At 51.8% G+C, this 25,152-nt stretch carries 21 protein-coding genes and 1 pseudogene; 4 read left to right on the plus strand and 18 right to left on the minus strand.

What is annotated here, in order from left to right; all coding sequences use genetic code 11:
- Window positions 1-12: 12 nt before the first annotated feature.
- The 6 genes from K7X24_RS12610 to K7X24_RS12635 form a co-directional block, all read right to left on the minus strand.
- Entirely contained in the window at window positions 13-921 is a 909-nt protein-coding gene (locus tag K7X24_RS12610) for an ABC transporter permease (protein ID WP_103862388.1), read from the minus strand.
- Complete coding sequence (locus tag K7X24_RS12615) at window positions 918-1,895, minus strand: ABC transporter permease (protein WP_103862389.1); 978 nt, start codon at window positions 1,893-1,895, stop codon at window positions 918-920. The genes K7X24_RS12610 and K7X24_RS12615 overlap by 4 nt, the downstream gene beginning before the upstream one ends.
- Window positions 1,895-2,884, minus strand: coding sequence for a nucleoside hydrolase (locus tag K7X24_RS12620; protein WP_103862390.1), 990 nt, complete (start codon window positions 2,882-2,884; stop codon window positions 1,895-1,897). Before K7X24_RS12620 ends, K7X24_RS12615 begins: the two co-directional genes overlap by 1 nt.
- Window position 2,885: 1 nt before the next feature.
- Window positions 2,886-3,839 carry a nucleoside hydrolase gene (locus K7X24_RS12625; protein ID WP_224555182.1) on the minus strand — a complete coding sequence of 318 codons (954 nt, stop codon included), beginning with the start codon at window positions 3,837-3,839 and terminating at the stop codon, window positions 2,886-2,888.
- Window positions 3,840-3,940: 101 nt separating this feature from the next.
- On the minus strand, window positions 3,941-4,825 hold the full coding sequence (locus K7X24_RS12630) for a dihydrodipicolinate synthase family protein (RefSeq protein WP_224555183.1): 885 nt from the start codon (window positions 4,823-4,825) through the stop codon (window positions 3,941-3,943).
- Window positions 4,826-4,896: 71 nt separating this feature from the next.
- Window positions 4,897-6,447 (minus strand): ABC transporter substrate-binding protein, encoded by a 1,551-nt coding sequence (locus tag K7X24_RS12635; RefSeq protein WP_224555184.1) that lies wholly within the window; start codon window positions 6,445-6,447, stop codon window positions 4,897-4,899.
- 142 nt (window positions 6,448-6,589) lie between these two features.
- On the opposite strand from K7X24_RS12635, the gene K7X24_RS12640 reads away from it, so the two are divergent.
- Window positions 6,590-7,486 carry a LysR family transcriptional regulator gene (locus K7X24_RS12640; RefSeq protein WP_224555185.1) on the plus strand — a complete coding sequence of 299 codons (897 nt, stop codon included), beginning with the start codon at window positions 6,590-6,592 and terminating at the stop codon, window positions 7,484-7,486.
- Window positions 7,487-7,531: 45 nt separating this feature from the next.
- On the opposite strand, the gene K7X24_RS12645 is transcribed toward K7X24_RS12640, so the two are convergent.
- The 8 genes from K7X24_RS12645 to K7X24_RS12680 all read right to left on the minus strand — a co-directional run bounded on the left by K7X24_RS12645 (window position 7,532) and on the right by K7X24_RS12680 (window position 13,723).
- Complete coding sequence (locus K7X24_RS12645) at window positions 7,532-7,957, minus strand: lysozyme inhibitor LprI family protein (protein WP_102117956.1); 426 nt, start codon at window positions 7,955-7,957, stop codon at window positions 7,532-7,534.
- Window positions 7,954-8,574 carry a pesticin C-terminus-like muramidase gene (locus K7X24_RS12650; RefSeq protein ID WP_072041017.1) on the minus strand — a complete coding sequence of 207 codons (621 nt, stop codon included), beginning with the start codon at window positions 8,572-8,574 and terminating at the stop codon, window positions 7,954-7,956. Before K7X24_RS12650 ends, K7X24_RS12645 begins: the two co-directional genes overlap by 4 nt.
- 10 nt (window positions 8,575-8,584) lie before the next feature.
- Window positions 8,585-9,052 (minus strand): Hcp family type VI secretion system effector, encoded by a 468-nt coding sequence (locus tag K7X24_RS12655; RefSeq protein WP_010296920.1) that lies wholly within the window; start codon window positions 9,050-9,052, stop codon window positions 8,585-8,587.
- A gap of 254 nt (window positions 9,053-9,306) precedes the next feature.
- Window positions 9,307-10,122: a sugar-phosphatase gene (gene yidA / locus K7X24_RS12660; protein ID WP_224555186.1), complete on the minus strand. Its 816-nt coding sequence runs from the start codon at window positions 10,120-10,122 to the stop codon at window positions 9,307-9,309.
- Between the two features lie 155 nt (window positions 10,123-10,277).
- Window positions 10,278-11,720: a 6-phospho-beta-glucosidase gene (locus K7X24_RS12665; protein ID WP_224555187.1), complete on the minus strand. Its 1,443-nt coding sequence runs from the start codon at window positions 11,718-11,720 to the stop codon at window positions 10,278-10,280.
- A gap of 36 nt (window positions 11,721-11,756) precedes the next feature.
- Complete coding sequence (locus tag K7X24_RS12670) at window positions 11,757-12,098, minus strand: PTS lactose/cellobiose transporter subunit IIA (protein WP_103943241.1); 342 nt, start codon at window positions 12,096-12,098, stop codon at window positions 11,757-11,759.
- Complete coding sequence (locus tag K7X24_RS12675; RefSeq protein ID WP_103943243.1) at window positions 12,088-13,401, minus strand: PTS sugar transporter subunit IIC; 1,314 nt, start codon at window positions 13,399-13,401, stop codon at window positions 12,088-12,090. Before K7X24_RS12675 ends, K7X24_RS12670 begins: the two co-directional genes overlap by 11 nt.
- A 16-nt stretch (window positions 13,402-13,417) precedes the next feature.
- On the minus strand, window positions 13,418-13,723 hold the full coding sequence (locus K7X24_RS12680; protein ID WP_224555188.1) for a PTS sugar transporter subunit IIB: 306 nt from the start codon (window positions 13,721-13,723) through the stop codon (window positions 13,418-13,420).
- A 211-nt stretch (window positions 13,724-13,934) separates the two neighbouring features.
- Here K7X24_RS12680 and K7X24_RS12685 point away from each other — a divergent pair, with 211 nt between their 5' ends.
- The 3 genes and pseudogenes from K7X24_RS12685 (at window position 13,935) to K7X24_RS12695 (ending at window position 18,688) form a co-directional block, all read left to right on the plus strand.
- Window positions 13,935-14,948, plus strand: a complete 1,014-nt coding sequence (locus K7X24_RS12685) for a LacI family DNA-binding transcriptional regulator (RefSeq protein WP_224555189.1) — start codon at window positions 13,935-13,937, stop codon at window positions 14,946-14,948.
- 336 nt (window positions 14,949-15,284) lie between these two features.
- Window positions 15,285-17,206: pseudogene (locus tag K7X24_RS12690) on the plus strand (methyl-accepting chemotaxis protein).
- Between the two features lie 291 nt (window positions 17,207-17,497).
- A complete protein-coding gene (locus K7X24_RS12695) occupies window positions 17,498-18,688 on the plus strand; it encodes an MFS transporter (RefSeq protein ID WP_103862400.1) in 1,191 nt (396 codons plus the stop codon).
- A gap of 138 nt (window positions 18,689-18,826) precedes the next feature.
- On the opposite strand, the gene gyrB is transcribed toward K7X24_RS12695, so the two are convergent.
- The 4 genes from gyrB to dnaA are packed head-to-tail and all read right to left on the minus strand — an operon-like array spanning window position 18,827 to window position 24,900.
- Window positions 18,827-21,244, minus strand: coding sequence for a DNA topoisomerase (ATP-hydrolyzing) subunit B (gyrB, locus tag K7X24_RS12700; RefSeq protein ID WP_224555190.1), 2,418 nt, complete (start codon window positions 21,242-21,244; stop codon window positions 18,827-18,829).
- Between the two features lie 18 nt (window positions 21,245-21,262).
- A complete protein-coding gene (gene recF, locus K7X24_RS12705; protein WP_224555192.1) occupies window positions 21,263-22,348 on the minus strand; it encodes a DNA replication/repair protein RecF in 1,086 nt (361 codons plus the stop codon).
- A gap of 49 nt (window positions 22,349-22,397) precedes the next feature.
- Window positions 22,398-23,498: a DNA polymerase III subunit beta gene (gene dnaN, locus K7X24_RS12710; RefSeq protein WP_224555194.1), complete on the minus strand. Its 1,101-nt coding sequence runs from the start codon at window positions 23,496-23,498 to the stop codon at window positions 22,398-22,400.
- 4 nt (window positions 23,499-23,502) lie between these two features.
- Window positions 23,503-24,900, minus strand: a complete 1,398-nt coding sequence (dnaA, locus tag K7X24_RS12715; protein WP_224555196.1) for a chromosomal replication initiator protein DnaA — start codon at window positions 24,898-24,900, stop codon at window positions 23,503-23,505.
- Window positions 24,901-25,152 lie beyond the last annotated feature (252 nt).

The following is a 25,152-nucleotide window of genomic DNA, read 5'->3' on the forward strand; positions in this document are numbered from 1 at the left end:
CGTTCCCACAGATTAATTCCGCGGGTTGAGGATATCGCGCAGCGCATCCCCGACCAAATTGATCGCCACAATCAGCAGCAGCAGCGTTAGCCCTGGGAAAAAGCTGATCCAGTAGTCGCCCGACATCAGGTATTCAAAACCGTTTGAGATCAGCAGCCCCAGTGACGGTTCCGTCACTGGCAGCCCGATCCCCAAAAACGAGAGCGTGGCTTCCAGCATGATGGCGTAGGCGATGCGCATCGTTGCCACCACGATCAGGGGTGCCAGACAGTTCGGTAAAATATGGCGAAACAGGATACGGCGGTTGGAGAGCGCCATGCTGCGCGCCGCGTCCACATAGCTGCGGCGACGTTCCACCAGTGCCGAACCGCGAATCGTCCGCGCGTAGTAAGCCCACTGGGTCACCACCAGCGCCATAATAATCTTGTCGACCCCTTGCCCCAGCACGGCCAGCAGGATCAGCGCAATCAGGATGGGGGGGAAACTGAGCTGGATATCCACGATACGCATGATCGTGGCATCCGTTTTTCCGCCGACGTAGGCGCTAATCAGCCCCAGCGAGGCACCAATCAGCAGCGCAAGTACCGCACTGGAAAACCCTACGATCAGGCTGATACGAGTACCGTACAGAATGGCGCTGAACAGGTCGCGCCCCTGATCGTCTGTCCCCAGCCAATACGTCATGCCCGCCATGCTCTGCGCACCCGGCGCGAGTCGGCCATCCATGATGTCGAGCTGCATCAGATCGTAGGGATTCTGCGGTGACAGAAGCGGGGCAAGCAGCGCCAGCAGCACGAAAATCGCCAGCATGATCAGCCCACACAGTGCTAGCCGATCGTTGATCAGCGCCATCATAACGCGCATCACCGGATGGGCCGTTTTTTGCACGGCAGCGGGCTGGTGTATCGTATTCCCTGTCATCCCTTGTCTCCTCCCAGCCGCACGCGCGGATCGACCAGCACATACAGCAAATCGACCAGCAGGTTAATCACGCTGAACATCACGACGGTAATCATCAGATAAGCCAGGATGACCGGACGGTCGAGCACGGCGATCGAGTCGATAATCAGTTTACCCATGCCCGGCCAGGCATAAATGGTTTCCGTGACGACGGCAAACGCGATCAGCGATCCCAGTTCCAGCCCCAGCACGGTAATCAGTGGAATCAGCGTATTGCGCAGCACATGAACCAGAACAATGCGGGTTTCCGACAGCCCTTTCGCGCGGGCAAACTGTACATAATCCTGTTGCAGACACTCCATCACGCCCGCACGCATTAGACGGATAACCAGCGAGATTTTAAACAGCGCGAGGTTAAATGCGGGTAAAAGCAGGTGTTCGAGACCATCGCGGGTCAGAAAACTGAATGGAATACCGAAGAGATCGTGAGTATCACCTCGGCCAGAGGACGGCAGCCAGCCGAGCTTCACGCTGAACAGCATGATCATCACCAGCCCGATCCAGAACGTGGGCAGGCTAAAGCCGAGGATGGAAAAGGTCATGATGGATTTGGACACCGCGCTGTCCGGCTTCAGGCCAGCGTAGATCCCCAGCGGAATACCGACAACCAGCGCCATCACGAACGCTACCATCGCCAGTTCGAGCGTGGCGGGCATGCGCTGAAAAATGAGCGTCAGCGCGGGTTGGTTAAAGATAAAAGAGTTGCCCATGTCGCCCTGAAAGGCGTTCCAGACAAACAGCCCGTACTGTTCCCAGACGGGCTTATCCAGACCAAAGGACTGAATCACCGCCAGCCGTTCCGCTGGCGTGGCCGTCGCACTCAACAGCATATCGACCGGATTACCGACCAGATAAACACCCACAAACACCAGCACCGACATAACAGCCAGCGTCAGCAGCGTTTGTCCGATTCGGCTCAGCAGGTAGGCTATCATCAGTGCTCCTCAGATCCATTGATTGCTTCGGAACCATTTATTGCTTCAGGGCCATAGCGACGCAGGCGATCGGCAATCAGCCCGAGGAATCCTTGTTCGTCGATTTCACGCATGATCAGCGCATTCTCCGGCTCACCCAGTTTGTGATAAAAGTCGGCAAACACGTAACCCGCCATCTTACCGGCGACTTCCACTCCTATACGAGCGCGTTTTGACTTGAACAGCTCCGGTTTCAACAGCCATGCAATGACGGTCGCATCATGAATCGGCCCGCCTTCACGGCCAAAGCGCTCAACCTCGCTACGGTCAAACATACGCAGCAGCGCGGCCATCGCCTTACCCGGCGCACCGCCGCTACGTTCGATGGCATCAACTTGTTCCGTCTGAATCAGTGCCTGAAAGGTCACATCCAGCGGCATGATGACAATGGGCACACCGGAAGAAAAGACGATTTCCGCCGCATGCGGATCGGCATAGACGTTAAAATCCGCCCACGGTACGCGATTCCCCATCGCGGTAAAGGCGCAGCTCATGGACACAATCTGTTTGATGCCGCGTGCGACATCAGGATGGAAACACAGTGCCAATGCCAGATTCGTCATCGGCCCTATAGAACAAATGGTGATCGGGTTATTATCGGCCGCGGCCTGACGCGTCATCCGCACCAGAAAATCGACGGCATGTTCCTCTTCCGGCGACAGCGTGCTTTCTGGCACCCAGTCAGAGGAAAACTTACCGATATGAGCGTATTTACCGAAAACCTGATCGCGGATGAGCGGACGCGAAGCACCGGCAAAAATCGGCACATCGGTTCTACCTGTCACGCCCACCACGTTACAGGCATTCGGCAACGTCGCAGCCAGCGGCACATTACCAGCCACAATGGTAATCCCGAGTACGTCCAGTTCGGGCGAGGCCAATGCCAGCCAGATGGCTATTGCATCATCAACGCCGGGGTCAGTATCAATAATTATGCGTTCTCGAACCATGTCAGACACCCTCTCCGTAGCGGCTCAGTAAGTCAGCAAACAGCTCAACAACCTGTTTGGCATCAACGCCCGTCACCACATCCACATTCGGCTGCCGATCGGTTTTTCCGTACCAGTCAGCAACGGTCTGTCCCATGCACAGCTCGCTTTCCTGCTCAATGTAAACGCTGGCTTTTTCCGTCGTGAAGCAATGTGGCGCCAGAACCCAGGCGATGACCAGCGGATCGTGTAGCGGGCCGCCGCGTGAGCCATAGCGGCGGATGTCATTGCGATCCCAAAACGCCATCATTTCACCCAAGGGGGCGGAAATACGTCCGGATAGCGCAATGAAACGTGCCACCAATTCCGGCGTTAAAATCACCTGATGCGTGACATCCAGCGGTAGCGCGACGATGGCAATCGACGAGTCGAACACGACCTTGGCCGCCTGCGGATCGGCGATCATATTGAATTCAGAGGTCAGGCTGCGGTTGCCCGCTTCCCGGTATGCGCCGCCCATCATCACAATGCGTGCAATACCGTCGACAATGTCAGGAGACATACGCAGCGCCATCGCGACATTGGTTAACGGCCCTAACGTACAGAGCGTGATCGGCGTGCCGTCAGCGATCGCCTGTTTGCACTGCGCAATAATAAAACTCACCGCATGCTGCGCGTCGGCCTGTTTTTGCGGCGCAGGCAACACCGTCTGGCCCAGTCCGCTTTCGCCATGGAACTGGCCATGAATAGGATCACGCAACAGCGGCCGATGGCAGCCGGCGAAAACGGGAATATCGGTGCGCTGACCCAGCTCAACAATTTGCAGCGCATTACGCACCGTTTTTTCCACAGGCTGGTTACCACACACCGCGCAAATACCGCGAATATCCAACTCTGGTGACACAAATGCACTTAATAACGCAATCGCGTCATCTATCCCCGGATCACAATCAATAATAATAGGTAAAGCGCTCATCCTTCGATGATTCCTTTTCTCTTTTTAATCGGTACTGCCGAACATCAAGGTGCAGAAAGACCCACACCGCTACAGCGTGAAAAATAATAAGTAAATTGACATTATAGAGAATCGACAGACGCCAAAACGTCAGCGATCTCCTTACGCGCCTTGTCATCCAACGGTTGCTGAGGCGGCAGCGGATCGCCTACCGCAAACCCCTGCAATTGCAGCGCCGCTTTAATACAGCCGGCAATAGAATAACGGGCAAAAATTTCATTGATGCGCCACAGCGGACGCTGAAGCTCCATTGCTCTGTTCCAGTCACCCGCACGGGCAGCTTCATACAAAGCAATACTCTGTTTGGGAACGATACACGCCGGGCCAGCCATCCAACCCACGCCGCCAATCAGCATGACGCAGGCGGGAATATGGGCGGACGCGGAGAAGACGTCCATTCGGCCACGGGTACGTTCGATGATGGAAAGCAAGCGCCCGGTATTGGTCGAGGCGTCTTTGATATAGCGGATATTACTAACATGGCTAAGGCGTTCGATGACGGGCAAACTCAAATCGGAACGCTGGAACTGAGGATTGGTGTAGAGCACCACCGGTTTACCCTGTGCGGCTTCGGCAATGGCGCGGAAATATTGTTCGACGCCTTCGTCTTTCAGGGGGAAATAGGCTTCCAGTACCGCAAGAATGCCATCCGCGCCCAGTTCGACGTAGCGTTTCGTTTGCTCAACGGCATCCTGAATCGTTGTCGACGCCACACCAGCGATGACCGGCACACGGCCCGCCGTCGTTTCGATCACCGTTTTAACGACATCCAGACGCTGAGCCGCAGAAAGATAGGCAAATTCACCGGTGCTGCCTAACGGCACGACGCCATGTACACCGCATTGAATCAGATGTTCAGTGAGCTGCGCCAGAACAGGCTTATCGACCTGACCATCGGGCCTGACGGGTGACACCAGATAGGGAAAAACACCGCTAAATGTATTCACTCCGCTCTCCTTGTTACGGATAGATAAGGGGTGAATACTCACCCCTTATTTGAATCATAAATGACAGGTGACTATTTGGCAGAACGGACGAAATACGGCAGCGTGTAGGCATCGGAACGGCCCACGTAGGTATACTGCTTTTTCATCGCCCAGGTGTTGGACAGGAACATCACGGGAATCACACCCAGATCGTTCATGCCAATGTTCATCGCCTCAGCCAGCAGCGCACCACGTTTGGTTTCATCCAGCGTGACACGTGCTTCGTTCAGCGTTTTATCAAAGACAGGATTGGAATAGCGACCACGATTCCCCTGTCCTGCATTGGGGCCAAAGGTTTCTAGCAATGGCCCCAATACTCCAGAAGCTTCCCCGGTTTCAATCGCGGCCCCGCCCATAATCAAACTGAATTCTAGACGGGACGCACGTGAGAAGTACACACTGCCGGGCATCGTAACAACCTCGGTTTTGATACCGGCACGTGTGAACATTTGGCCAATGGCCTGAGCAATTTTAGAATCATTAGGATAACGATCGTTCGACGCGTGGAAGGTCAGCATGAAGCCGTCAGGGTAACCCGCCGCTGCCAGCTCCTGTTTGGCTTTCTCCGGATTATAAACCGGCGCAGGAATGGAAGCGGAATACCCGAGATACCCCTTCGGTACAAGCTGAGAGGCAACAACAGCCTGCCCCTCCATCACACGGTCGACGATTGCCTGACGATTAATAGCTAAAGACATCGCCTGGCGTACTTCTTTTTTTAGTAATGGGTTTTTACCATCAGGACCTTTGGCGAACGGTGATTCCTCTCGCTGCTGGTCCATGTGAAGGTAAATAACACGATTCCCTGGTGTTGAAATCGTTTTTAACTGCTGATTTTTTTCAATATTACTACTGTCGGCTGTTGGAACGTTTTCAATCATGTCCACATCACCGGATAATACGGCTGCTACACGTGCACTACTGTTTTTAAATACACGGACAGTAACGTTGTCCCACTCTGCTTTTCCTCCCCAGTAATCGTCATTTCTAACAAGGACTACCCGGTCGTCCGGCACCCAGGAAACAAATTTGAATGGCCCTGTACCAATCACATCTTTTCCTGAATTCAACGTTTCCGTTGGGACGTTCTCAAGTCGAGCAGGCAAAATGGAAACCCGACTTAAATTATTCAGCAGCAGCGGCGAAGCCTCTTTTGTCTTAATCCGCACCGTTAATGGATTCACTTCTATTACTTCAGCAATGTCGCTGACGTAAGGTGCGTAAGAGCTAGGGCTGTTTTTCGATGCCAGCGCAATACGTTTAATGCTGGCAATCACATCTTTAGCCGTAAAATCACTGCCGTCGTGAAACTTGACGCCTGGACGCAATACAAACTCCCACGTCTTGTCGTCAATCACTTTCCAACTGGTTGCCAGGGCAGGTGCAATCTGCTGTTTTTCATCCTGTACAACCAAACCGTCAAAAATATTGCGCGCCATTGCGCTATTCGCCCCACTCACATAAAACTGCGGATCCATTGATGTGGTGGAGGAAGCCAAACCGATATTCAGGTCCGCGCTATAAACCAAAGGTGAAGATGAAAATAAAACGGTAAACAATAGCGCCAGAGTCGATTTCTTCATTCACTAATCCTCTATTCCATGATTGAGTACTGATGAAGTGTATTAAATCTTATGATTGTGAGTCTATGCGCTAGATTGGATAATGAAAAATTGCATTTTGTGTTAAATTGATAACCAAATGTTATGTTTCAAGGTGGCTAGCATGCGTATCAATCCCCGTCAGGTTGAAGCCTTTCATAAAGTCATCCTCACCGGAGGCATCACCGCTGCCGCCAACATGATGTACATCACCCAGCCCGCGGTCAGTCGACTCATAAAGGACTTTGAAGACGCACTGAATCTTAAGCTGTTCGATAGAGACGGGCGCGGCCTGGTTCCACGCGCGGAGGCGATGAAGCTGTATCGGGAAGTCGAGCGTATTTATCTGGGGTTGGATCATATAGGAATGATTGCGGATGAAATTCGCCACGCCAAGGGCAGCGTGCTGCGCATCGCTGCTGTTCAGGCGCTCTCGTTTCTTTGTTCAGATCAGGTTCTCCCTGCTTTGCTCAAGAAATACCCCGATCTTTCCCTGTTTCTAGACATAGAAAGCAGCAGCCATATTACGGATGCGATTGCTGAAAATCAGTATGACGTTGGTTTTATTTTCAGCCAGCCTGGCACTAAAGGACTAGAGGCCGAACCGCTGGCGGACGTCAGTGCTGTCGCAGTGTTAGCGGTGGATCACCCCCTTGCCACGGCGGATGAAATTACGCTTGCCGATCTGGCCGGTACACGCGCTATTTTGCCGGGAAGAACCACACCGCTGCGGGCGCAGCTCGATATCGCCACCAGAAAAGAGCAGATCTATCTGCATAACCCCATCGAAACCTCGATGGCTAACTGCTGCGTTCTGGCATCGAAAAATGTCGGCATCGGCGTAGTCGATTTTATTACCGCCCTGAACAGCCCATCACCAGTTATCGTTAAGACTTTCAATCCTGATATAAAAATGGCGTATTGCGCAGTTTATCCCCCACAAATTCCCCGCAGTCAGGTGGTTAATCACATCACTCAGGTTATGAAAGAAAAAATAGCGGAGAGTTTGGCGTTGAAATAGTGTTTGGGCGTGCCACACTGAAGGCTTGAATATTTAACATGGCAATTATGGGAACCCAGGCTCATCTTCCAACGTCTCGATTCTTCGGTAGTTTTCGGTTGCATTACAGAGATTTAAGTGGAATTGATACGCTGCGCTATCTTTTTCCGTGCCTGATGTTACGTATGTACATCGGTCTTTTTTATACCTTTCCCATGAACGTTGATGCTTCTTGAATGCCTTGATGATGTCGTTGTCATTTATTTTAACTAATTCTAAAGTTCTTTCTGACAACCTTTTATTGAGTTTTTTATCAGACTCTTTCACCATTAAATAAGCACACTCATACACGCTAATTTCGCCCTCTTGCTCTATCATTTCTTTGCATATTCCCATTTTACTCTCGTTCAGATAATCGTCAGTCGTTTTTGCATTTAAAAAAAATGGAAATAGAAGAAAAAAAATGAAAAGTACTTTTTTTATAATCATCATCTAGCCCTGCTTTCGTTTAGATATTTCACCCTATTCCTGCTATTTTCATCCCTTCTAAGCTCAGATGAGTTCATTATTAAAGAAATGATATCATCTATGTTATTCGTTGTTGCTGCCAACATTATTGTATCCCCCCTATAGCCTTGGTATACGATATCAATCAAGATATCCCTTATCGCTGGCTGAAGCTCTTCCCAGTCAGGCTTTTCCCGCATATCTTTTGTCTTTTGATTGTATACCGATCTCGCTCTTATTACATAACTTCTATACGTGTGTTTAAATAAAGAAATCTGCTGTTGCTCTGTTATTTCTCCAATTTTATCCTTATTCACCCTAACAAATTCTTTAGCTTGAAATCCTATCAGTCCTGCTGAATGAGATATTATAGTGGATTTTTCCTGAGAAATTCCAGCCATCGTTAAATCCGAATAAATTTCTTGTCGTGTTCTTTTCCCCATATCGTATCCTCGGCCAATGGTCACACCCGACAACCCACCTCTTTCTGGATAGTGAATAACCCTACTGTAATATTTTGAGCCTTTTATATTATTTCCTTCAGAGTTAAATGTTAATTTCCCATCCGTTATTAGTGATGCTCCATCATTTATATCGCTCATAATCAGCTCTCTAATTCCAAATGCTATAACCCGATGTGCCTGCTATTTTATGCGACCAAGATATACTGGCATACTTCAGCATGACTTCCTCATAAGGAATAGAATCATTATTATTTATTGAGTTAGGATATGATGAAGAAACAGATACAATTCGCGCATCAGTCAATATTAACTCGTAGAATACTTCTAATTGCCCTGCCATATTGGTTCGATAGAAGAAAAAACTCGCCGTTAGCTTTTCATTTGATGTCACTGACACGCCGAGTAATGGAGACGACTTATCTATAGGTTTAATGAGTTGTATAGGATGATGCGATATATTCTCTTCCCTCGTTATTGTATGGTTTAACCCTAAGACTTGAATTTGATTCTCATGCCCAGATTGATAACGATTGCCAATAGAATTAACCGTCGAACATCCAGAGGAAATTAACCCCTGCTGATCACCTTCTAAGGTGAGATAAATGAGGTGTGACATATACACTATCTTTGTTAGTTTAGATTAAATTATTTTTATCAAGGAAATCATACACCACATAAATAGCAAGAGAAAATGATAAAACAGCTCAATATAAAATTGAAATTAATAACAGATTTTATTTTATTAAACAGTATTTAATTTTAGTATTTTTTGACTGGCTACCATTAAAAACCATGATATTAAATATCGTGAAAAGTAATTAGTCATGGAATAGCCATCGTTGATGGCTATTCGGCGTTATATCTCTCTAATCAAGCATTCAGCACAAATTTCTCAATCGCGTAGGCGACGCCGTCTTCCATGTTGGTTTTGGTGACAAACTGGCTGGCTGCTTTCACTTCGTCGATGGCATTGCCCATCGCTACGCCGATACCCGCATAGCGAATCATCGCCAGATCGTTCTGTTGGTCGCCCAGTGTCATGACGCTTTCGCGTGGAATGCCGAGGTGCTCCGCCAGCATCTTCACGCCTTCACCTTTGTTGACGCGCTTATCCAGAATTTCCAGATAGTATTCGGCGCTCTTCATGATGGTGTAGCGTTCAAAGGCTTCCGGTGGCAGTTGGCTGATGGCGCGATCCAATATCTCTGGCTCATCAATCATCATCACTTTCGGGAACGTCAGGCTGCGATCCATTTCTTCTACCGCACGATACTTCAACGGCATCCCGGTCAGGTGAGATTCATGAATGGTGTAAGGACTGATGTCTTTATTGGCGGTGTAGACAAAATTGAAGTCCAACGCGTGGAAATGGACGCCCAGTTTGCAGGCTAGCGCTTCGAAATAGAGATAGTCGTCAAAGCTCAGCGCCGTTTGCGCCACACAGTCACCGTTGACCGTACGCTGCACCAGCGCACCGTTGTTGGTTATGCAGTAACAGCCTTCCTGCTGCAAATCCAGCTCCATCAGGTAGCGCTCGACGCCGATGTAAGGGCGACCGGTAGCCAGCACAACCTGCACGCCTTTCTCTCTGGCAGCGGCAATCGCGGCTTTTACCGCAGGTGAAATTTGATTTTGGGGCGTCAGCAACGTCCCGTCCATATCAATAGCGATCAGTTTTACAGACATAGTTTTTCCAGCATCAAGTTATCTGTTTTCATGCTAACGCGATTCAGCGATGAAGTCGTTAGCGAAATACGCCAGGGTGACAGGCGTATGACATGCAACGTAAAAAGCCGTGCGGTTAAGCACGGCCCTGTGACCAACGTTTCCTGTAATCGCTGTTATAGCTCGGTACCGTTGCTGGCGATCACTTTCTTATACCAGTCGAAGCTCTTTTTCTTCGAGCGCTTGAACGCGCCAGTGCCATCATCGTGTTTATCCACGTGGATGAAACCGTAGCGTTTGTTGTACTGGCCCGTGGTGAATGACACGCAGTCGATGCAGCCCCACGGGGTATAGCCCATCAGCTCCACGCCGTCTTCGACGACAGCTTTCTTCATCTGATCGATATGCGCTTTGAGGTATTCGATGCGGTAATCATCGTTAATGCTGCCATCAGCTTCCACCTTGTCTACCGCGCCGAAGCCGTTTTCGACGATGAACATCGGTTTCTGATAACGCTCGTAGAAGCTGTTCAGCGTATAGCGCAGGCCAACCGGGTCGATCTGCCAGCCCCATTCCGATGCCTTCACATGTGGGTTTTTCACACCGCCATCAAAGCCCGTAATCGCATCTTCCTTTTTCTGGCCTTTCGCTGCCAGTTGCACCGCGCTGCTCATGTAGTAGCTGAAGCCCAGATAGTCGGTGCAGCCTTCGCGCAGCGTCTTTTCATCTTCCGGCTGCATATCAATCTGATAGCCTTTGCGCGCCCACTCTTTCAGGATGTAAGACGGGTAGTAACCACGCAGTTGCACGTCACCGAACAGGTGGCGTTCGCGCATCGCTTCCTGAGCAAACATCACGTCATCTGGATGGCATGACCACGGATAGATCGGCACCAGCGCCAGCATGCAGCCAATTTTGAAATTCGGGTTAATTTCATGACCCAGCTTCACCACTTTCGCACTGGCGACAAACTGGTGGTGCAGCGTTTGGTACATCGCCTGCTCTGGCTTGTCGTGATCGGTGAAAATCACGCCGGAACAGCAGTAGCCAAACAGCGGATACTGCCAGTTACGCTGGTTGTTGATTTCATTGAAGGTCATCCAGTATTTCACTTTAGACTGGTAACGCTTCATGACCACTTCGCTGTAGCGAACAAAGAAATCCACCACTTTACGGTTCAGCCAGCCGCCGTATTGCTTAACCAGATGATGTGGCATCTCGAAGTGAGACAGCGTAATCACTGGCTCAATGTTGTATTTCAACAGCTCATCAAACAGGTCGTCATAGAATTGCAGGCCTGCTTCATTTGGCTCCAGCTCATCGCCATTGGGGAAAATACGCGTCCAGGCAATCGAGGTGCGGAAGCATTTGAAGCCCATTTCGGCGAACAGGGCAATATCCTGCTTATAGTGGGAATAGAACTCCACCGCCTGATGGTTTGGATAACTGACACCAGGCTGTACGCCATCGGTAATCACACGGTCAACGCCGTGGGCACCGCCGGACAGGACATCGCAAATGCTAACGCCTTTGCCGCCTTGATCCCAACCACCTTCAACTTGATGCGCCGCTACCGCGCCGCCCCACAGAAAGTCTTTCGGTAATTGTTCAGCAGACATCTTATTTCCTTCTCGTGAGTTCAAATTTACATGTTGTTAATTTATAAGCTGTTTAAGGGTGGAGATTTCCCGATGCAGTTGAATCAGCTCCTCCACCAGTTCACGGCATAGCATCGCGTTCATTAGGTGATCTTGCGCGTGAACCAGAATCAGGTTGACCGGAATTTTCCCGCTGCCCTCATCGGCACCAATCAAGGCCGTCTGGATTTGATGGGCTTTGCGTGCCGCAACGGAAGCGGTGTTCAGCCGTTCTTCAGCCTTGTCCCAGTCGTATTTTCTGGCGGCACTCAGCGCTTCCATCGAGCTGGAGCGCGCCTCTCCCGCATAGATAATCAGTTCCATTACTGTCGTTTCATCAAGAATGGTTTCATTGAGCATCACTCACTGCCTCCTCCGCTGTACCCACTTCTTGTGCGATCAGCTGACGTTCATACATTTTGAAGAAGGGGTAATAGATTAAGGACGAGACGACAATCAGTACCCCCACCAGCACCACCGCTCGCCAGTCCCATCCCGTAGACCAGGCTGCGCCAATCGGGCCCGGCGTTGTCCAGGGCGCAAGAGAAATCACGCGATGCACTAAGTCGGTTTTTAACGCGATATAGGCGAGAGTGGCGTTCACCAACGGCGCGGTAATAAACGGAATAAACAGCAGCGGATTCATCACAACGGGTGAACCAAAAATCACCGGTTCGTTGATGTTGAACATGCTCGGCACCACGGCCAGCTTGCCGATGGAGCGCAAGTGAGCAGAACGGCTACGCAGATAGAGAAAGACCAGCCCCATGGTCGCTCCCGAGCCGCCCACCGTAATGAAGAACTGCCAGAAGGGTTCAATAAAGATTTTGGTGATCGGTGCACCCGCGTTAAACGCTTCCTGATTGATCCCTAAATTGGTCAGCCAGAATGCCTGCAAGATGCCGCCGACGATAACCGCCCCGTGAATCCCGGCAAACCACAGCAGGTGGCAGAGCAGCACCGCGATCAGGATGGCAGGGAGCGAGTCGGATGCCGAGATAATCGGCGCAAAGACGGCCATAATCGCCTGCGGTAACAGCATGCCGAACTGGCTCTGCATAAACAGGCTAAGCGGGAAAAGCGTGAGAAAGATGGCAAGAATCGGGATAAGCAGATCGAAAGACTGGCGGATTTTCGGCGGCACCTGTTCCGGCAGGCGGATACCGATATTGCGCTTCTGCAAAAAATGCATCAGCTCCGTCGAATAGATCGCCACGATAATCGCGGTGAAAATCCCCTCGCCACCCAGCGACCCAACCGGCAGACTTTTGTCGATTTGCGGAGCCGCCACCACCATAAACGACATCAGTGCCAGACTGGCAGCCATAAAACCGTTCATTTTATAGCTCTGCGCCAGGTTATAGGCGATAGCGCTGGTGATATACACCGCCATAATGCCCATCGTCATGTTGTAGGGCATCATGATTTGTTCGCCGTGGCGTTCCACCATCCCCAGCCACCACTGCGCAAAAGCCCATTCACTATTCGGGCTAAAAGGTGGATGAGCGAATAACATCATAAAAGAACCGACAATTAAAAACGGCATAGAGGCAATGAAGCCATCTTTAATTGCTACAACATGGCGCTGGCTAGAGAGCTTTGCCGCAATGGGGCTAATACGGTTTTCGATAACGCTGAATAATGACTCGCTTAATTTACTCATTATTCCTCCCGTTATACTAATTGATCATCGCCAGAGCATCGTTGAGGACTTTTTCCCCATTCATCATGCCGTAATCAACCATATTAATGACCGCAATCGGCTTCTCTTTCTCGTCAGCTATCACCTTGAGTTCAGGCAATTTATACTTGATCTGCGGCCCCAGAAGGCAGCAATCATATTCATCAATCAGCTCATTAAACTCTTCAAAACCCACGGCTTTTATCTCAACAGCGATCGCATTTTTCTCGGCGACCTTTTCCATTCGCTGTACCAGCATGCTGGTAGACATTCCTGCTGCGCAACAGAGTAAAATCTTATTCATACTGCACCTCACCGTCCGTTTTTTTATTATTCAAGCAAGACATAAAATAATATGCAACCGGTTTCATATTGTTTTTACTATTTTTTGAAGGCGATCATAAATAGCGCAATCGGGGAATATTTTTATCCCTACACTTGTTATTGCTGATAAAAAAGGAGGATTTTTCCCTATAATGACGACATAAGGCAGTACAGGAGAACGGGAAAGTACAATGGTTACCATGCTCGATGTAGCGAAAAAAGCCGGTGTATCCAAAGCCACCGTATCACGCGTGCTGACAGGGAATAACTATGTCAGTAAAACCACGCGAGATCGGGTATTTCGGGCGATTGAAGAGATTGGCTACCGGCCCAACCTGCTGGCGCGCCAGCTCGCCACGAGCAAATCGCAAATTATTGGTTTGGTTGTGACCAACACGCTGTACAGCGGCCCTTATTTCAGCGAATTGCTGTTCCAAACGGCAACCATGACGGAAAAATACGGGCGGCAGCTGATCATGGCAGATGGTAAGCACAGCGCGGAAGAAGAGCGCGAAGCGATCCAGTTCCTGCTCGATTTACGCTGCGATGCCGTCATTATCTATCCGCGTTTTCTTTCCACGAATAAGCTGGAAGAGATTATCGAACAGCACGATCAACCGATCATGGTTGTGAACCGCACACTGCATCAGCACGGTGATAACGGCATCTGCGCCGATCACCAGCAGCACTGCCATGATGCCGTCAATTACCTGATTGCACAGGGCCACCGTGATATCGCCTTTGTCTGCGGATCGGCGAACTCCCCCACGGGTACAAGCCGACTGGCGGGCTACCGGCTGGCGCTGGAGGAAAACGGGGTTCCCTATAATGACAGGCTGGTTGCGTCAGGCGACTGGACCCATGACAGCGGTTATACGGCAGCAAAAACCCTGCTTCAGCGGTCAGCCGCCTTCAGCGCACTGGTCGCCAGCAATGACGATATGGCGATTGGTGCAGCCAAAGCGCTGCGCGAACACGGCCTCACCATTCCGCAGGATGTCTCGCTGCTGGGGTTCGATGATTTACCGATGGCATCATGGTTCTACCCGCCCCTCACTACCGTACATGTGCCCGTCGCCGAGATGATCAGCTATACCCTTGAGAAACTGCTGTGCCGGCTGGAGGGTGAAACCGTCGCGCCTGCACCCGCCTTCAAAGGCGAATTGATTATCCGCGATTCCGTCAGCAAAGGCCCTGCCGCCTAATCCTCACTCACACGGTGAGGCGTCATGCCTCACTGCTATCTCGATTTAAGCACCACGCTGATTTGTGACATTTTCGTGAATAACCTAAAGCGATATTGTTTCCCGCCGATAATTTATTTGTGACTTACATCACAAAAAATGACGAGTCACGCAAGGGAATGGCCCAAAAACAGAAAGGAAGACAATCGATTGATTCTTTTATGAAAAAAGGTGCCTATGGGCGCTTATATCCCAGGGGATATTACGCATATGTCTACAACACTGTTACCGGTTAATCACAGCACCCCATCCATCCACGCCTCACCAACCACGTCAAAAAGAAAGCTCAGCACACGGATGCTGATGCTCCTGGCGGGCGTCACCACCATCGCACTCGGTTTTATTCTCACTATCGGCCTGCTGATCTGGCAATCTGGCCAGCAGAAAAAAACCATTGCACAGCAGTACCTTGAGCAAACGGCATATACCAACAGCTACCTCATTCAACAAAAGCTGGATGTCGCGCTACATGCGGCGCGCAATCTGGTGCAGAGCGTTGTCAGCCTGCAAGAGGCAGGTAATGCCGACCGAAAAACCGCTGAGACGCTGCTGAAGAATGCGCTGAAGAGTCATCCCGATTTCCTTTCGATGTCACTGGCGTGGGAACCCGATGCGTTTGACGGCAAAGATAGAGAGTACGTCGGTCAGCCCGATCAGGACCCGCAAGGTCGCTTCGTCCGCTACGTTGACCGCGATACCGCAGGCAACGTTGCTCTGCATACTCTGGTGGATTATGAAACGCCCGGCAGCGGCGACTACTATCTGCTGCCGAAGAAACGCCAGAAAGAAGTGATTCTGGAACCGTATAGCTACCCCTACAACGGCGTCGATGTCCTGCTGACCTCCATTGCCGTGCCCATCATCATCAACAATAAATTTTACGGTTCCGTCACGGCGGATTTTTCGCTGGATACACTGCAACAGCTCACCAACAATATAAAACCCTATCAAGGCACAGGCTACGCACAGCTGTTGTCTCACACCGGTGCCTACATTTCTCATCCCGACAACTCTCGGGTGACCAAAAAAATTGAAAACGACCCAATACTGCTTGAGCATGTCACCACAGGTCAGTCTTATCAGATCGAACGTGACAATGCCGTACTGAACACGCCGGCGTTTAACGTGTATGTACCAGTCACCATCGGCAATACCGGCACGCCCTGGATGCTCGGCCTGTCTGCCCCCGTCAATGTGGTGATGGCGGAAACCGCACAGCAGCGTAACGTGGGGCTGCTGCTTATGGTGCTGAGTATCGTGGTGGTTTCCGGCGTACTGGGCATCATCTTTAATCGCAAGGTTGCGCGCCCGATCGGTGGCGAACCCGCTCAGGCCGCGCAGATCGCCCTGTCCGTCGCACAAGGGGATTTAACGCAGACCATTCCTGTGCAACCGAAGGACGACAGCAGTATTTTTTACGCCATGAACGCCATGCAGACGCAGTTGAGAGATATCGCCGAGCAGCTGATTAGCACCAGCGAATCCGTCAGCCACGGTGCGACGGAAATTGCCGCAGGCAATACCGATCTGGCTTCCCGCACCGAGCAACAGGCAGCAGCGCTGGAAGAAACCGCCGCCAGCATGGAACAGATTACGGCGACGGTGAAACAGAATGCGGATAACGCTCATAACGCCACAACGCTGGCACAGAATGCTGCGCAGATCGCTCAGAAAGGCGACAAGATAGTCGGTCAGGTTGTCCACATCATGAGTGAGATCGACGACAGTTCGAAGAAAATTGCCGACATTACCAGCATCATCAACGGCATCGCGTTCCAAACCAATATTCTGGCACTCAACGCGGCGGTGGAAGCCGCCAGAGCGGGCGAACAAGGGCGCGGCTTTGCGGTCGTTGCCAACGAGGTACGTAACCTCGCGCAGCGCAGCGCAGCGCCAGTGCCGTAAAAGACATCACCGCGCTGATTACGGAGTCCGCCAGCCGCGTCGATAGCGGGGTCACGCTGGTTCAGAACGCCGGTGATACCATGCAGGAAATGCTGAGTGCCGTCACGTCGGTAAAAGACATCATGGATGAGATCGTCTCAGCGTCAGATGAACAATCACGCGGGATCAGTCAGGTAACACAGGCCGTTCACGAGATGGACGGCGTCACCCAGCAGAACGCCGCGCTGGTGCAGGAAGCTACGGCGGCGGCCGCGTCGCTGGAGGAACAGGCCAGACAGCTCGCGCAGACGGTGCTGGTATTTAAGCTTTCGTAATCACAGTCCTTCACCCGTAGAAATCCCTCACAGGCCGGAAACGGCCTGTGAGGGATTCCCAGCGTGGACAGCAATCCTCGAACGAATCTGACCACATAAACACCCACCCAAATACGATTTAGACGTCATATCGTTCTCTCCTATCCTGCCGAAAAGGCGGGTATCAATATTCGCCATAGACGATATAAGTAATATGCTAACCTTATGATCCATTTGCCAGGGAGTGACGCCCTGTTCCTGCGCCAGCTCTCACGATAATAAAATCTACAGACCTGTAAGCTGCAAAAAAACATGAAATTCATAAAACTACCGCTACTGGCGCAAATCTCATCAGCGCATCTGGTGAGTCATTTCCATATGATGGTGCTGCCCGCACTCATTCCGCTGCTGTCAGCCCAGCGTGATATCAGCTTTGTCGAACTCGGGTTTGCACTCAGCGTATTCAACATTGTCTCCGCCTGCGTGCAGACGCCGATTGGTTTTATGGTGGACCGCATCGGCGCACGTCGTACGTTAACCGCAGGGATCACGCTCGGGAGCCTCTGTTTTCTCTCACTCGGTTTCTCAGGCAGCTACGTCTGGCTGGTCGCTGCGATGGGGCTCGCCGGGGTGGCGAACGCGGTTTACCATCCGGCGGATTACGCCTTGCTGTCGCGCGGGATTGATGAAAAACGCATGGGTCGCGCGTTCTCGGTGCACACGTTCTCCGGCTTTCTGGGCACCGCGATTGCACCTGGTATTTTGCTGTCCGTTGCCGCCTTTTCCGGCATCGGTAGCGCATTCATCGTCTCTGGCGTCCTCGGCTTACTGACGATACCGCTGCTTCTGACGGATCGCGATGAACCCAGTCGGGTGAAACCCGCGGCGGCAACAGGCGCCCAGCCGAGCAAATCGCGCGCACCCGTTTTCACGCTGCCGATTCTGTCGCTGCTGATTCTGTTCCTGCTGCTGAATTTAAGTACGGGCTCGATCCAGAACTTCTCGGTTACCGCGTTAGTCACGGGCTACGATTTGTCGCTTTCACAGGCTAACGTGGCGCTTACCGCATTCCTATTCGCCAGCGCCTTTGGCGTATTGGCTGGCGGCTCACTGGCGGATAAAACCAAACGCCACGGGCTGGTTGCGACGGCTGCGCTGGCCGCCACCGCCGTGCTAGTCAGTATCGTTGCCATGTATTCTTTGCCGACTCTTGTGCTTGTGCCGTTGCTAGCCGCAGCTGGATTCCTCTCAGGCATGATCGCCCCTTCACGGGATATGCTGGTGCGTGCCGCCTCACCACCGGGGGCGGAAGGACGCGTGTTTGGGATTGTCTCCACCGGCTTTAATCTGGGTGGCGCGGCAGGGCCGGTGCTGTTCGGCTGGCTGTTGGATAACGGTCACCCTCACGCCATTTTCTGGTCTGCCGTCATCTTTATGCTGATCACGTCTTTCATCACCCTGCTACAGGAAATGCGCAGCGCCAAACGACGTGTATTGGCCTGATAAAAAGCATAAAAAACCTAGGGAACGTTTTTCAACGTCGCTTGCGACGACCCCAAGGGTGGCGAGCAGGACACTCGCCATAAAAAAAGCCAGCTCCGCAGGGAGCTGGCTCAGATAACGATAACAATGTAGACCGAATCAGATATCGATATTCATCGCTTTCAGGGCGTTCTCTTCGATAAACGCACGACGCGGCTCAACGGCATCACCCATCAGGGTCGTGAACAGCTCATCGGCAGCAATCGCGTCTTTCACCGTCACGCGCAGCATGCGGCGGCTGGCCGGATCCATCGTGGTTTCCCACAGCTGATCCGGGTTCATTTCACCCAGACCTTTATAACGCTGTACGGTCAGACCACGGCGGGACTCTTTCACCAACCACTCCAGCGCCTGTTCAAAGCTGGCAACCGGCTGACGGCGTTCACCACGTTCGATATACGCATCTTCTTCAATCAAGCCACGCAGTTTTTCACCCAGCTGATTCAACTTGCGATATTCGCTACCGGCAACAAAGCCTGCGCCCAGCGGATAATCGGTATCCACACCGTGCGTACGCACGCGCAGCGCGGGTTCAAATACGCTACGCTCTTCATCGTGATTAATGACAAAACTGTATGTGCTGCCGTGCACTTCGTTTGCGTTCAAGCTGCTAACCAGCGATTCCGCCCACGCCTGCACCTTTTCACGCTCGCCCAAATCAGCTTCAGACAGCATCGGTTGATAAATCAGACGGTTCAAAAACGCTCGCGGGAAACGACGTTCCATACGGCCAATCATCTTCTGCACGGCGTAATGTTCAGAAACCAGCTTCTCCAGCGGTTCACCCGCCAGCGCAGGAGCCTGTGCATTGGTGTGCAGCGTCGCGCCGTCCAGCGCCAGTGCGATCTGGTACTGATCCATCGCTTCATCATCTTTGATGTACTGTTCCTGCTTGCCTTTTTTCACTTTGTACAGCGGCGGCTGCGCAATATACACGTGGCCACGCTCAACAATTTCAGGCAGTTGACGATAGAAGAAGGTCAACAGCAGAGTACGGATGTGCGAACCATCCACGTCAGCATCGGTCATGATGATGATGCTGTGGTAACGCAGTTTGTCCGGGTTGTATTCATCACGGCCAATGCCGCAGCCCAACGCGGTGATCAGCGTCGCGACTTCCTGTGAGGAAAGCATCTTGTCAAAACGGGCTTTCTCAACGTTCAGGATTTTACCCTTCAGCGGCAGAATCGCCTGATTCTTACGGTTACGTCCCTGCTTAGCAGAGCCGCCCGCTGAGTCCCCTTCCACCAGGTACAGTTCAGACAGCGCGGGGTCGCGTTCCTGACAGTCCGCCAGCTTGCCCGGCAGGCCAGCCAGATCGAGCGCACCCTTACGACGCGTCATATCACGTGCTTTACGCGCCGCTTCACGGGCACGGGCAGCATCAATGATTTTACCAACCACGATTTTGGCATCCGATGGATTTTCCATCAGATAATCCACCAGCTTTTCGTTTACCAGCGATTCAACAGCGGTTTTCACTTCGGAAGAAACCAGCTTGTCTTTGGTCTGCGAGGAGAATTTCGGATCCGGCACTTTCACGGACACCACGGCAATCAGCCCTTCACGCGCATCGTCACCGGTGGCACTAATTTTGGATTTCTTGCTGTAGCCTTCTTTATCCATGTAGGTATTCAGCGTACGGGTCATCGCGGCACGGAAACCGGCCAAGTGTGTACCACCGTCACGCTGCGGAATGTTGTTGGTAAAGCAGTAAATGTTTTCCTGGAAACCATCGTTCCACTGCAACGCCACTTCAACGCCGATGTCGTCTTTCGTCATCGAGAAATAAAACACGTTCGGGTGGATTGGCGTCTTGTTACGGTTCAGGTAATCAACAAACGCTTTGATACCGCCTTCATAATGATAATGATCGGCTTTATCTTTTTCGCGCTCATCGATCAGGCGAATAGAAACGCCAGAGTTCAGGAACGACAGCTCACGCAGACGCTTGGCCAGAATCTCATATTCGAACTCCACCACATTGGTGAACGTCTCGTGGCTCGGCCAGAAGCGCACCGTCGTACCGGTTCTGTTGGTTTCACCCGTCACAGCCAGCGGTGCCTGCGCCACGCCGTGTTTATAGGTCTGCTCGTGAAGTTTGCCGTCGCGGTGAATAACCAGTTTCAGCTTTTCCGACAGGGCGTTAACCACGGAAACCCCTACGCCATGCAGGCCGCCGGAGACTTTATACGAGTTATCATCAAACTTACCGCCCGCGTGCAGCACGGTCATGATGACTTCAGCGGCGGAGATCCCTTCTTCTTCATGAATGCCGGTTGGAATACCACGGCCATCATCCTGCACCGATACCGAATTATCAGCATGGATAGTGATGATAATGTCTTTACAATAGCCAGCGAGTGCCTCGTCGATAGCGTTGTCCACAACCTCGAATACCATATGATGCAGGCCAGTACCGTCGTCCGTATCGCCGATATACATACCTGGGCGTTTACGTACCGCATCCAGCCCTTTCAATACCTTGATACTTGAGGAGTCATAAGAATTCGACATCAACGTTTCTCGCTCATTTTAGTCCTGTGATTGAACCGTTATTTTACCCTGTTCTACGCGGAACATCTTGCCCTTTTCACCAATCATGTCCTCTATCTGCTCAGCGCTGACTGCACTGACAAAAACCTGTGCATGAGTGGCTTTTAACCGTTCAGCCAGCAAACGGCGGCGGGTACTATCCAGTTCGGAAGCAAAATCATCGATCAGATACAGACAGCGCAGTCCGTTCTGACGGGTGAGAAATTCACCCTGAGCCAGCCTCAGCGCGCACATCAGCAGCTTGAGCTGACCACGGGACAACATATCCTCGACGGCCACGCCGCTGGCGCGGATGCGGAAGTCGGCTTTATGCGGCCCCAGCGCCGTATAACCTAACATACGGTCGCGTTCGAACTGCCGTTCCAGCAGTTCTGCATACTCACTTTCTTTATCCCAGCCGCGCTGAAAAGAGAAACTGAGAGAAAATTCAGGTAAAAACTGCGTACAGGTCGCAGCGATATCATTGGCAATCGCCGCGCTGTATTGCGCACGCCATTCGCTGATACGTTCCGCCAGCGGCACCAGCTCCTGATCCCAGGCTCTGAGCTGCCCATAGTGACTCACCTGACGCAGTGCTGCATTACGCTGGCGCAACAAACGCTTCATGTTGCTCCAGGCCGCGAAAAAACCGGGCTCATTATGGAAACAGCCCCAGTCGAGAAAGGCACGGCGATACTTCGGACCGCCGTTGAGCAGGGTGAACCCTTCCGGGGTGATCAGCTGTATCGGTAGCAGTTGCGCCAGCTCAGCGACTTTATGGCCGTCGCTGCCGTCAATCCGCACCTTGCTGTCGCCCTGACGGTTTTTGCTTAATCCAACGGATCGCTCCGTTTCTGTACCGTCAATACGACCATGTAGTACAAATTCCGGCTGATCGTGACGAATCACGCGCCCTGCCTGAATACTACGAAACGCCCGCCCGTGCCCTAGCGTATAAATCGCTTCCAGCACGCTGGTTTTACCACTGCCGTTGGCACCGACTAAAAAATTAAAGCCTAGAACCAGCGCCAGATCGGCCGCCTCGATATTGCGGAAATCTTTGATGAGAAGACGAGTAAGGGCCATGTTGCAGTTATCTTAATGATGAAAGGGCAAGTAAACTTGCCCAATAATTCTACAACCGCATTGGCATGACGACATAGGCCGCCGCCCGGCTGGCGCTATCTTCGATTTGCACGCTGGAAACGGAATCGGTCAGCAGTAAACGCACACCTTCGCATTTCAGCGCGTTTAGCACATCCAGTACGTAGCTAACGTTAAAGCCGATTTCCATCTCAGTGCTGTCGTACTGTACATCCAGAATCTCTTCCGCTTCTTCCTGCTCTGGGTTGTTAGCAGTAATTTTGAGCTGATTCTTAATTAGATGAAGACGCACACCACGGAATTTTTCATTCGATAAAATCGCCGCACGGGAGAAGGCCTGCTTGAGCAGATCGCAGCTGGCTTCCAGCGTTTTATCTGGGTTCTTTGGTAATACGCGGCGATAATCAGGGAAACGACCATCGACCAGCTTCGACGTGAAAATGAAGTCGCCGACATGCGCGCGAATGTTGTTGCTGCCGATCTGTAGTTGCAGCGGAGTATCACCACCATCCAGCAGACGCACCAGCTCCATCACGCCTTTACGCGGTACGATCACCGAATGTGACGGTAAAGATTGGCCAACCGGCATGGAGCAAACCGCCAAACGGTGGCCATCGGTCGCGACCGTGCGCAGCTCTTCGCCTTCCGTTTCAAACAGCATACCGTTGAGGTAGTAACGGACATCCTGATGCGCCATCGAAAACTGCGTCGCTTCGATCAAACGCTTCATCGTCGCCTGCGGTAGAGAGAATTCAACCTCGCTCTGCCAGTCGTCCAGATTAGGGAAATCCACTGCGGGCAGCGTGGACAGCGAGAAACGGCTGCGGCCAGAGCGCACCAACATGCGATCGCCATCCAGCATAATCGTGATTTCCGCGCCTTCCGGCAGACCCCGGCAAATATCAAACAGTTTGCGGGCAGGGACGGTCGTAGCGCCCAGCTCATGCGGCTGCATCAGCGCAACTTTCGCCACCATCTCCATTTCCAGATCGGTACCGGTGAGCGACAACGCACCTTCCGTCACCTGAATCAGCAGGTTGCCCAGAATCGGTAAAGTCGGCCGGCCGCCCAGCGGGCTGCTGACCTGTTGTAATGGCTTTAACAGACGTTCGCGTTCAACAATAAATTTCATAATGTTATGAAGATAGTGTTCTGATTAAATTGGAAAAATCTTCTTTGATGTCGTGGCTTTCTTCACGCAACTGCTCAATCTTGCGGCAGGCATGCAACACCGTCGTATGGTCACGCCCGCCAAAGGCATCGCCGATTTCCGGCAGGCTGTGATTCGTCAGTTCTTTTGCCAACGCCATCGCCATCTGGCGCGGACGCGCCACCGAGCGGGAACGACGTTTAGACAGCAGGTCGGCAACCTTGATTTTATAGTATTCCGCTACGGTCTTTTGAATATTGTCGATAGTAACCAGTTTTTCCTGCAACGCCAGTAGATCGCGCAACGCCTCACGCACAAAATCAATGGTGATCGAGCGGCCAGTAAAATTGGCATTTGCGATAACGCGGTTCAGTGCGCCTTCAAGCTCACGCACGTTAGAACGCAGGCGTTTGGCAATAAAGAATGCCACTTCGCCAGGCAGGCGAATGTCATTTTCATCTGCCTTTTTCATCAGAATCGCCACGCGGGTTTCCAGCTCTGGCGGTTCAATGGCTACGGTTAGCCCCCAACCGAAGCGGGATTTCAGGCGGTCTTCCACGCCGTGGATCTCTTTCGGATAGCGGTCAGAAGTCAGAATAATTTGCTGGTTGCCTTCCAGCAGCGCGTTGAAGGTATGAAAGAACTCTTCCTGTGAACGCTCTTTATTAGCAAAGAATTGGATATCATCGATCAGCAGTGCGTCAACCGAGCGGTAGTAGCGTTTGAACTCTTCAATTGCATTGTTCTGCAACGCCTTCACCATATCCTGCACGAAACGCTCGGAGTGCATGTAGACCACTTTCGCGTTGGGTTTGCGGGCAATAATGCCATTCCCCACGGCGTGCAACAGGTGTGTTTTACCCAAACCAGTACCGCCATAAAGAAACAGCGGGTTATACGCACCGCCTGGGTTGTCAGCTACCTGACGTGCCGCCGCGCGTGCTAACTGGTTCGATTTACCCTCAACGAAGTTATCAAACGTATTCTTGGGGTTCACATTGGAACGGTAGGTATGCTCTACCTGCACTGGTGAGTTATCCCAGCTTGGACGTACTGGTGCCGCACGTACTGGCTGTTGCCGCGCCACGCTGACAGGATTGTGGTGCGACTGCGCAGGCTGGCTTACGGCCTGAACTAGCGGTTTACTCCCCACTTCAAAACGCAGTAACGGTGCATCCATCCCGCAAAAATCATTCAGCAGGACATTGATATTATTTAAGTATTTATCACGAACCCAATCCAGCACAAAGCGATTGGGGGCATAGAGTGCCAGAGTGTTATCACCCAGCTCCGCCTGCAACGGGCGTATCCACATACTGAATTCTGTGGCAGGTAACTCATCCTGCAAACGGGCAAGACACTGCTGCCAAAGCGAAAGTGACACGGCGGACTCCACTCGAACAAGAACGATCAAAAAGAAAAGAATAAGACGTTATTTATGTGACTCATGATTTTTTGGCGCCTGCGTCATCCACGATGGTTTCATTCACAATTCAGACAGCAGACACACCACGTAGCGTGGCGGTTTACCCCGACGACCCCGTCAAAAGGATCGCTAACGGAACCGCGGATCATAACCTAATCCGCCAAAGAGATCTTCCCCTTCTACACAGTTTCGATCCTTTTTATCCACAGG

The sequence above is a fragment of the Pectobacterium versatile genome, from assembly GCF_020166435.1.
GTDB classification, from domain to species: domain Bacteria; phylum Pseudomonadota; class Gammaproteobacteria; order Enterobacterales; family Enterobacteriaceae; genus Pectobacterium; species Pectobacterium versatile.

What these genes read in the sequence shown, in the direction of transcription:
- K7X24_RS12625 (WP_224555182.1), bottom strand. Translation starts at nt 3,839, where the DNA reads ATGAGCGCTTTACCTATTATTATTGATTGTGATCCGGGGATAGATGAC.
- K7X24_RS12640 (WP_224555185.1), top strand. Translation starts at nt 6,590, where the DNA reads ATGCGTATCAATCCCCGTCAGGTTGAAGCCTTTCATAAAGTCATCCTC.
- K7X24_RS12675 (WP_103943243.1), bottom strand. Translation starts at nt 13,401, where the DNA reads ATGAGTAAATTAAGCGAGTCATTATTCAGCGTTATCGAAAACCGTATT.
- K7X24_RS12685 (WP_224555189.1), top strand. Translation starts at nt 13,935, where the DNA reads ATGGTTACCATGCTCGATGTAGCGAAAAAAGCCGGTGTATCCAAAGCC.
- K7X24_RS12670 (WP_103943241.1), bottom strand. Translation starts at nt 12,098, where the DNA reads ATGCTCAATGAAACCATTCTTGATGAAACGACAGTAATGGAACTGATT.
- gyrB (WP_224555190.1), bottom strand. Translation starts at nt 21,244, where the DNA reads ATGTCGAATTCTTATGACTCCTCAAGTATCAAGGTATTGAAAGGGCTG.
- K7X24_RS12695 (WP_103862400.1), top strand. Translation starts at nt 17,498, where the DNA reads ATGAAATTCATAAAACTACCGCTACTGGCGCAAATCTCATCAGCGCAT.
- K7X24_RS12615 (WP_103862389.1), bottom strand. Translation starts at nt 1,895, where the DNA reads ATGATAGCCTACCTGCTGAGCCGAATCGGACAAACGCTGCTGACGCTG.
- K7X24_RS12665 (WP_224555187.1), bottom strand. Translation starts at nt 11,720, where the DNA reads ATGTCTGCTGAACAATTACCGAAAGACTTTCTGTGGGGCGGCGCGGTA.
- K7X24_RS12655 (WP_010296920.1), bottom strand. Translation starts at nt 9,052, where the DNA reads ATGTCACACCTCATTTATCTCACCTTAGAAGGTGATCAGCAGGGGTTA.
- K7X24_RS12610 (WP_103862388.1), bottom strand. Translation starts at nt 921, where the DNA reads ATGACAGGGAATACGATACACCAGCCCGCTGCCGTGCAAAAAACGGCC.
- dnaN (WP_224555194.1), bottom strand. Translation starts at nt 23,498, where the DNA reads ATGAAATTTATTGTTGAACGCGAACGTCTGTTAAAGCCATTACAACAG.
- K7X24_RS12620 (WP_103862390.1), bottom strand. Translation starts at nt 2,884, where the DNA reads ATGGTTCGAGAACGCATAATTATTGATACTGACCCCGGCGTTGATGAT.
- recF (WP_224555192.1), bottom strand. Translation starts at nt 22,348, where the DNA reads ATGGCCCTTACTCGTCTTCTCATCAAAGATTTCCGCAATATCGAGGCG.
- K7X24_RS12680 (WP_224555188.1), bottom strand. Translation starts at nt 13,723, where the DNA reads ATGAATAAGATTTTACTCTGTTGCGCAGCAGGAATGTCTACCAGCATG.
- K7X24_RS12635 (WP_224555184.1), bottom strand. Translation starts at nt 6,447, where the DNA reads ATGAAGAAATCGACTCTGGCGCTATTGTTTACCGTTTTATTTTCATCT.
- K7X24_RS12645 (WP_102117956.1), bottom strand. Translation starts at nt 7,957, where the DNA reads ATGATGATTATAAAAAAAGTACTTTTCATTTTTTTTCTTCTATTTCCA.
- K7X24_RS12650 (WP_072041017.1), bottom strand. Translation starts at nt 8,574, where the DNA reads ATGAGCGATATAAATGATGGAGCATCACTAATAACGGATGGGAAATTA.
- yidA (WP_224555186.1), bottom strand. Translation starts at nt 10,122, where the DNA reads ATGTCTGTAAAACTGATCGCTATTGATATGGACGGGACGTTGCTGACG.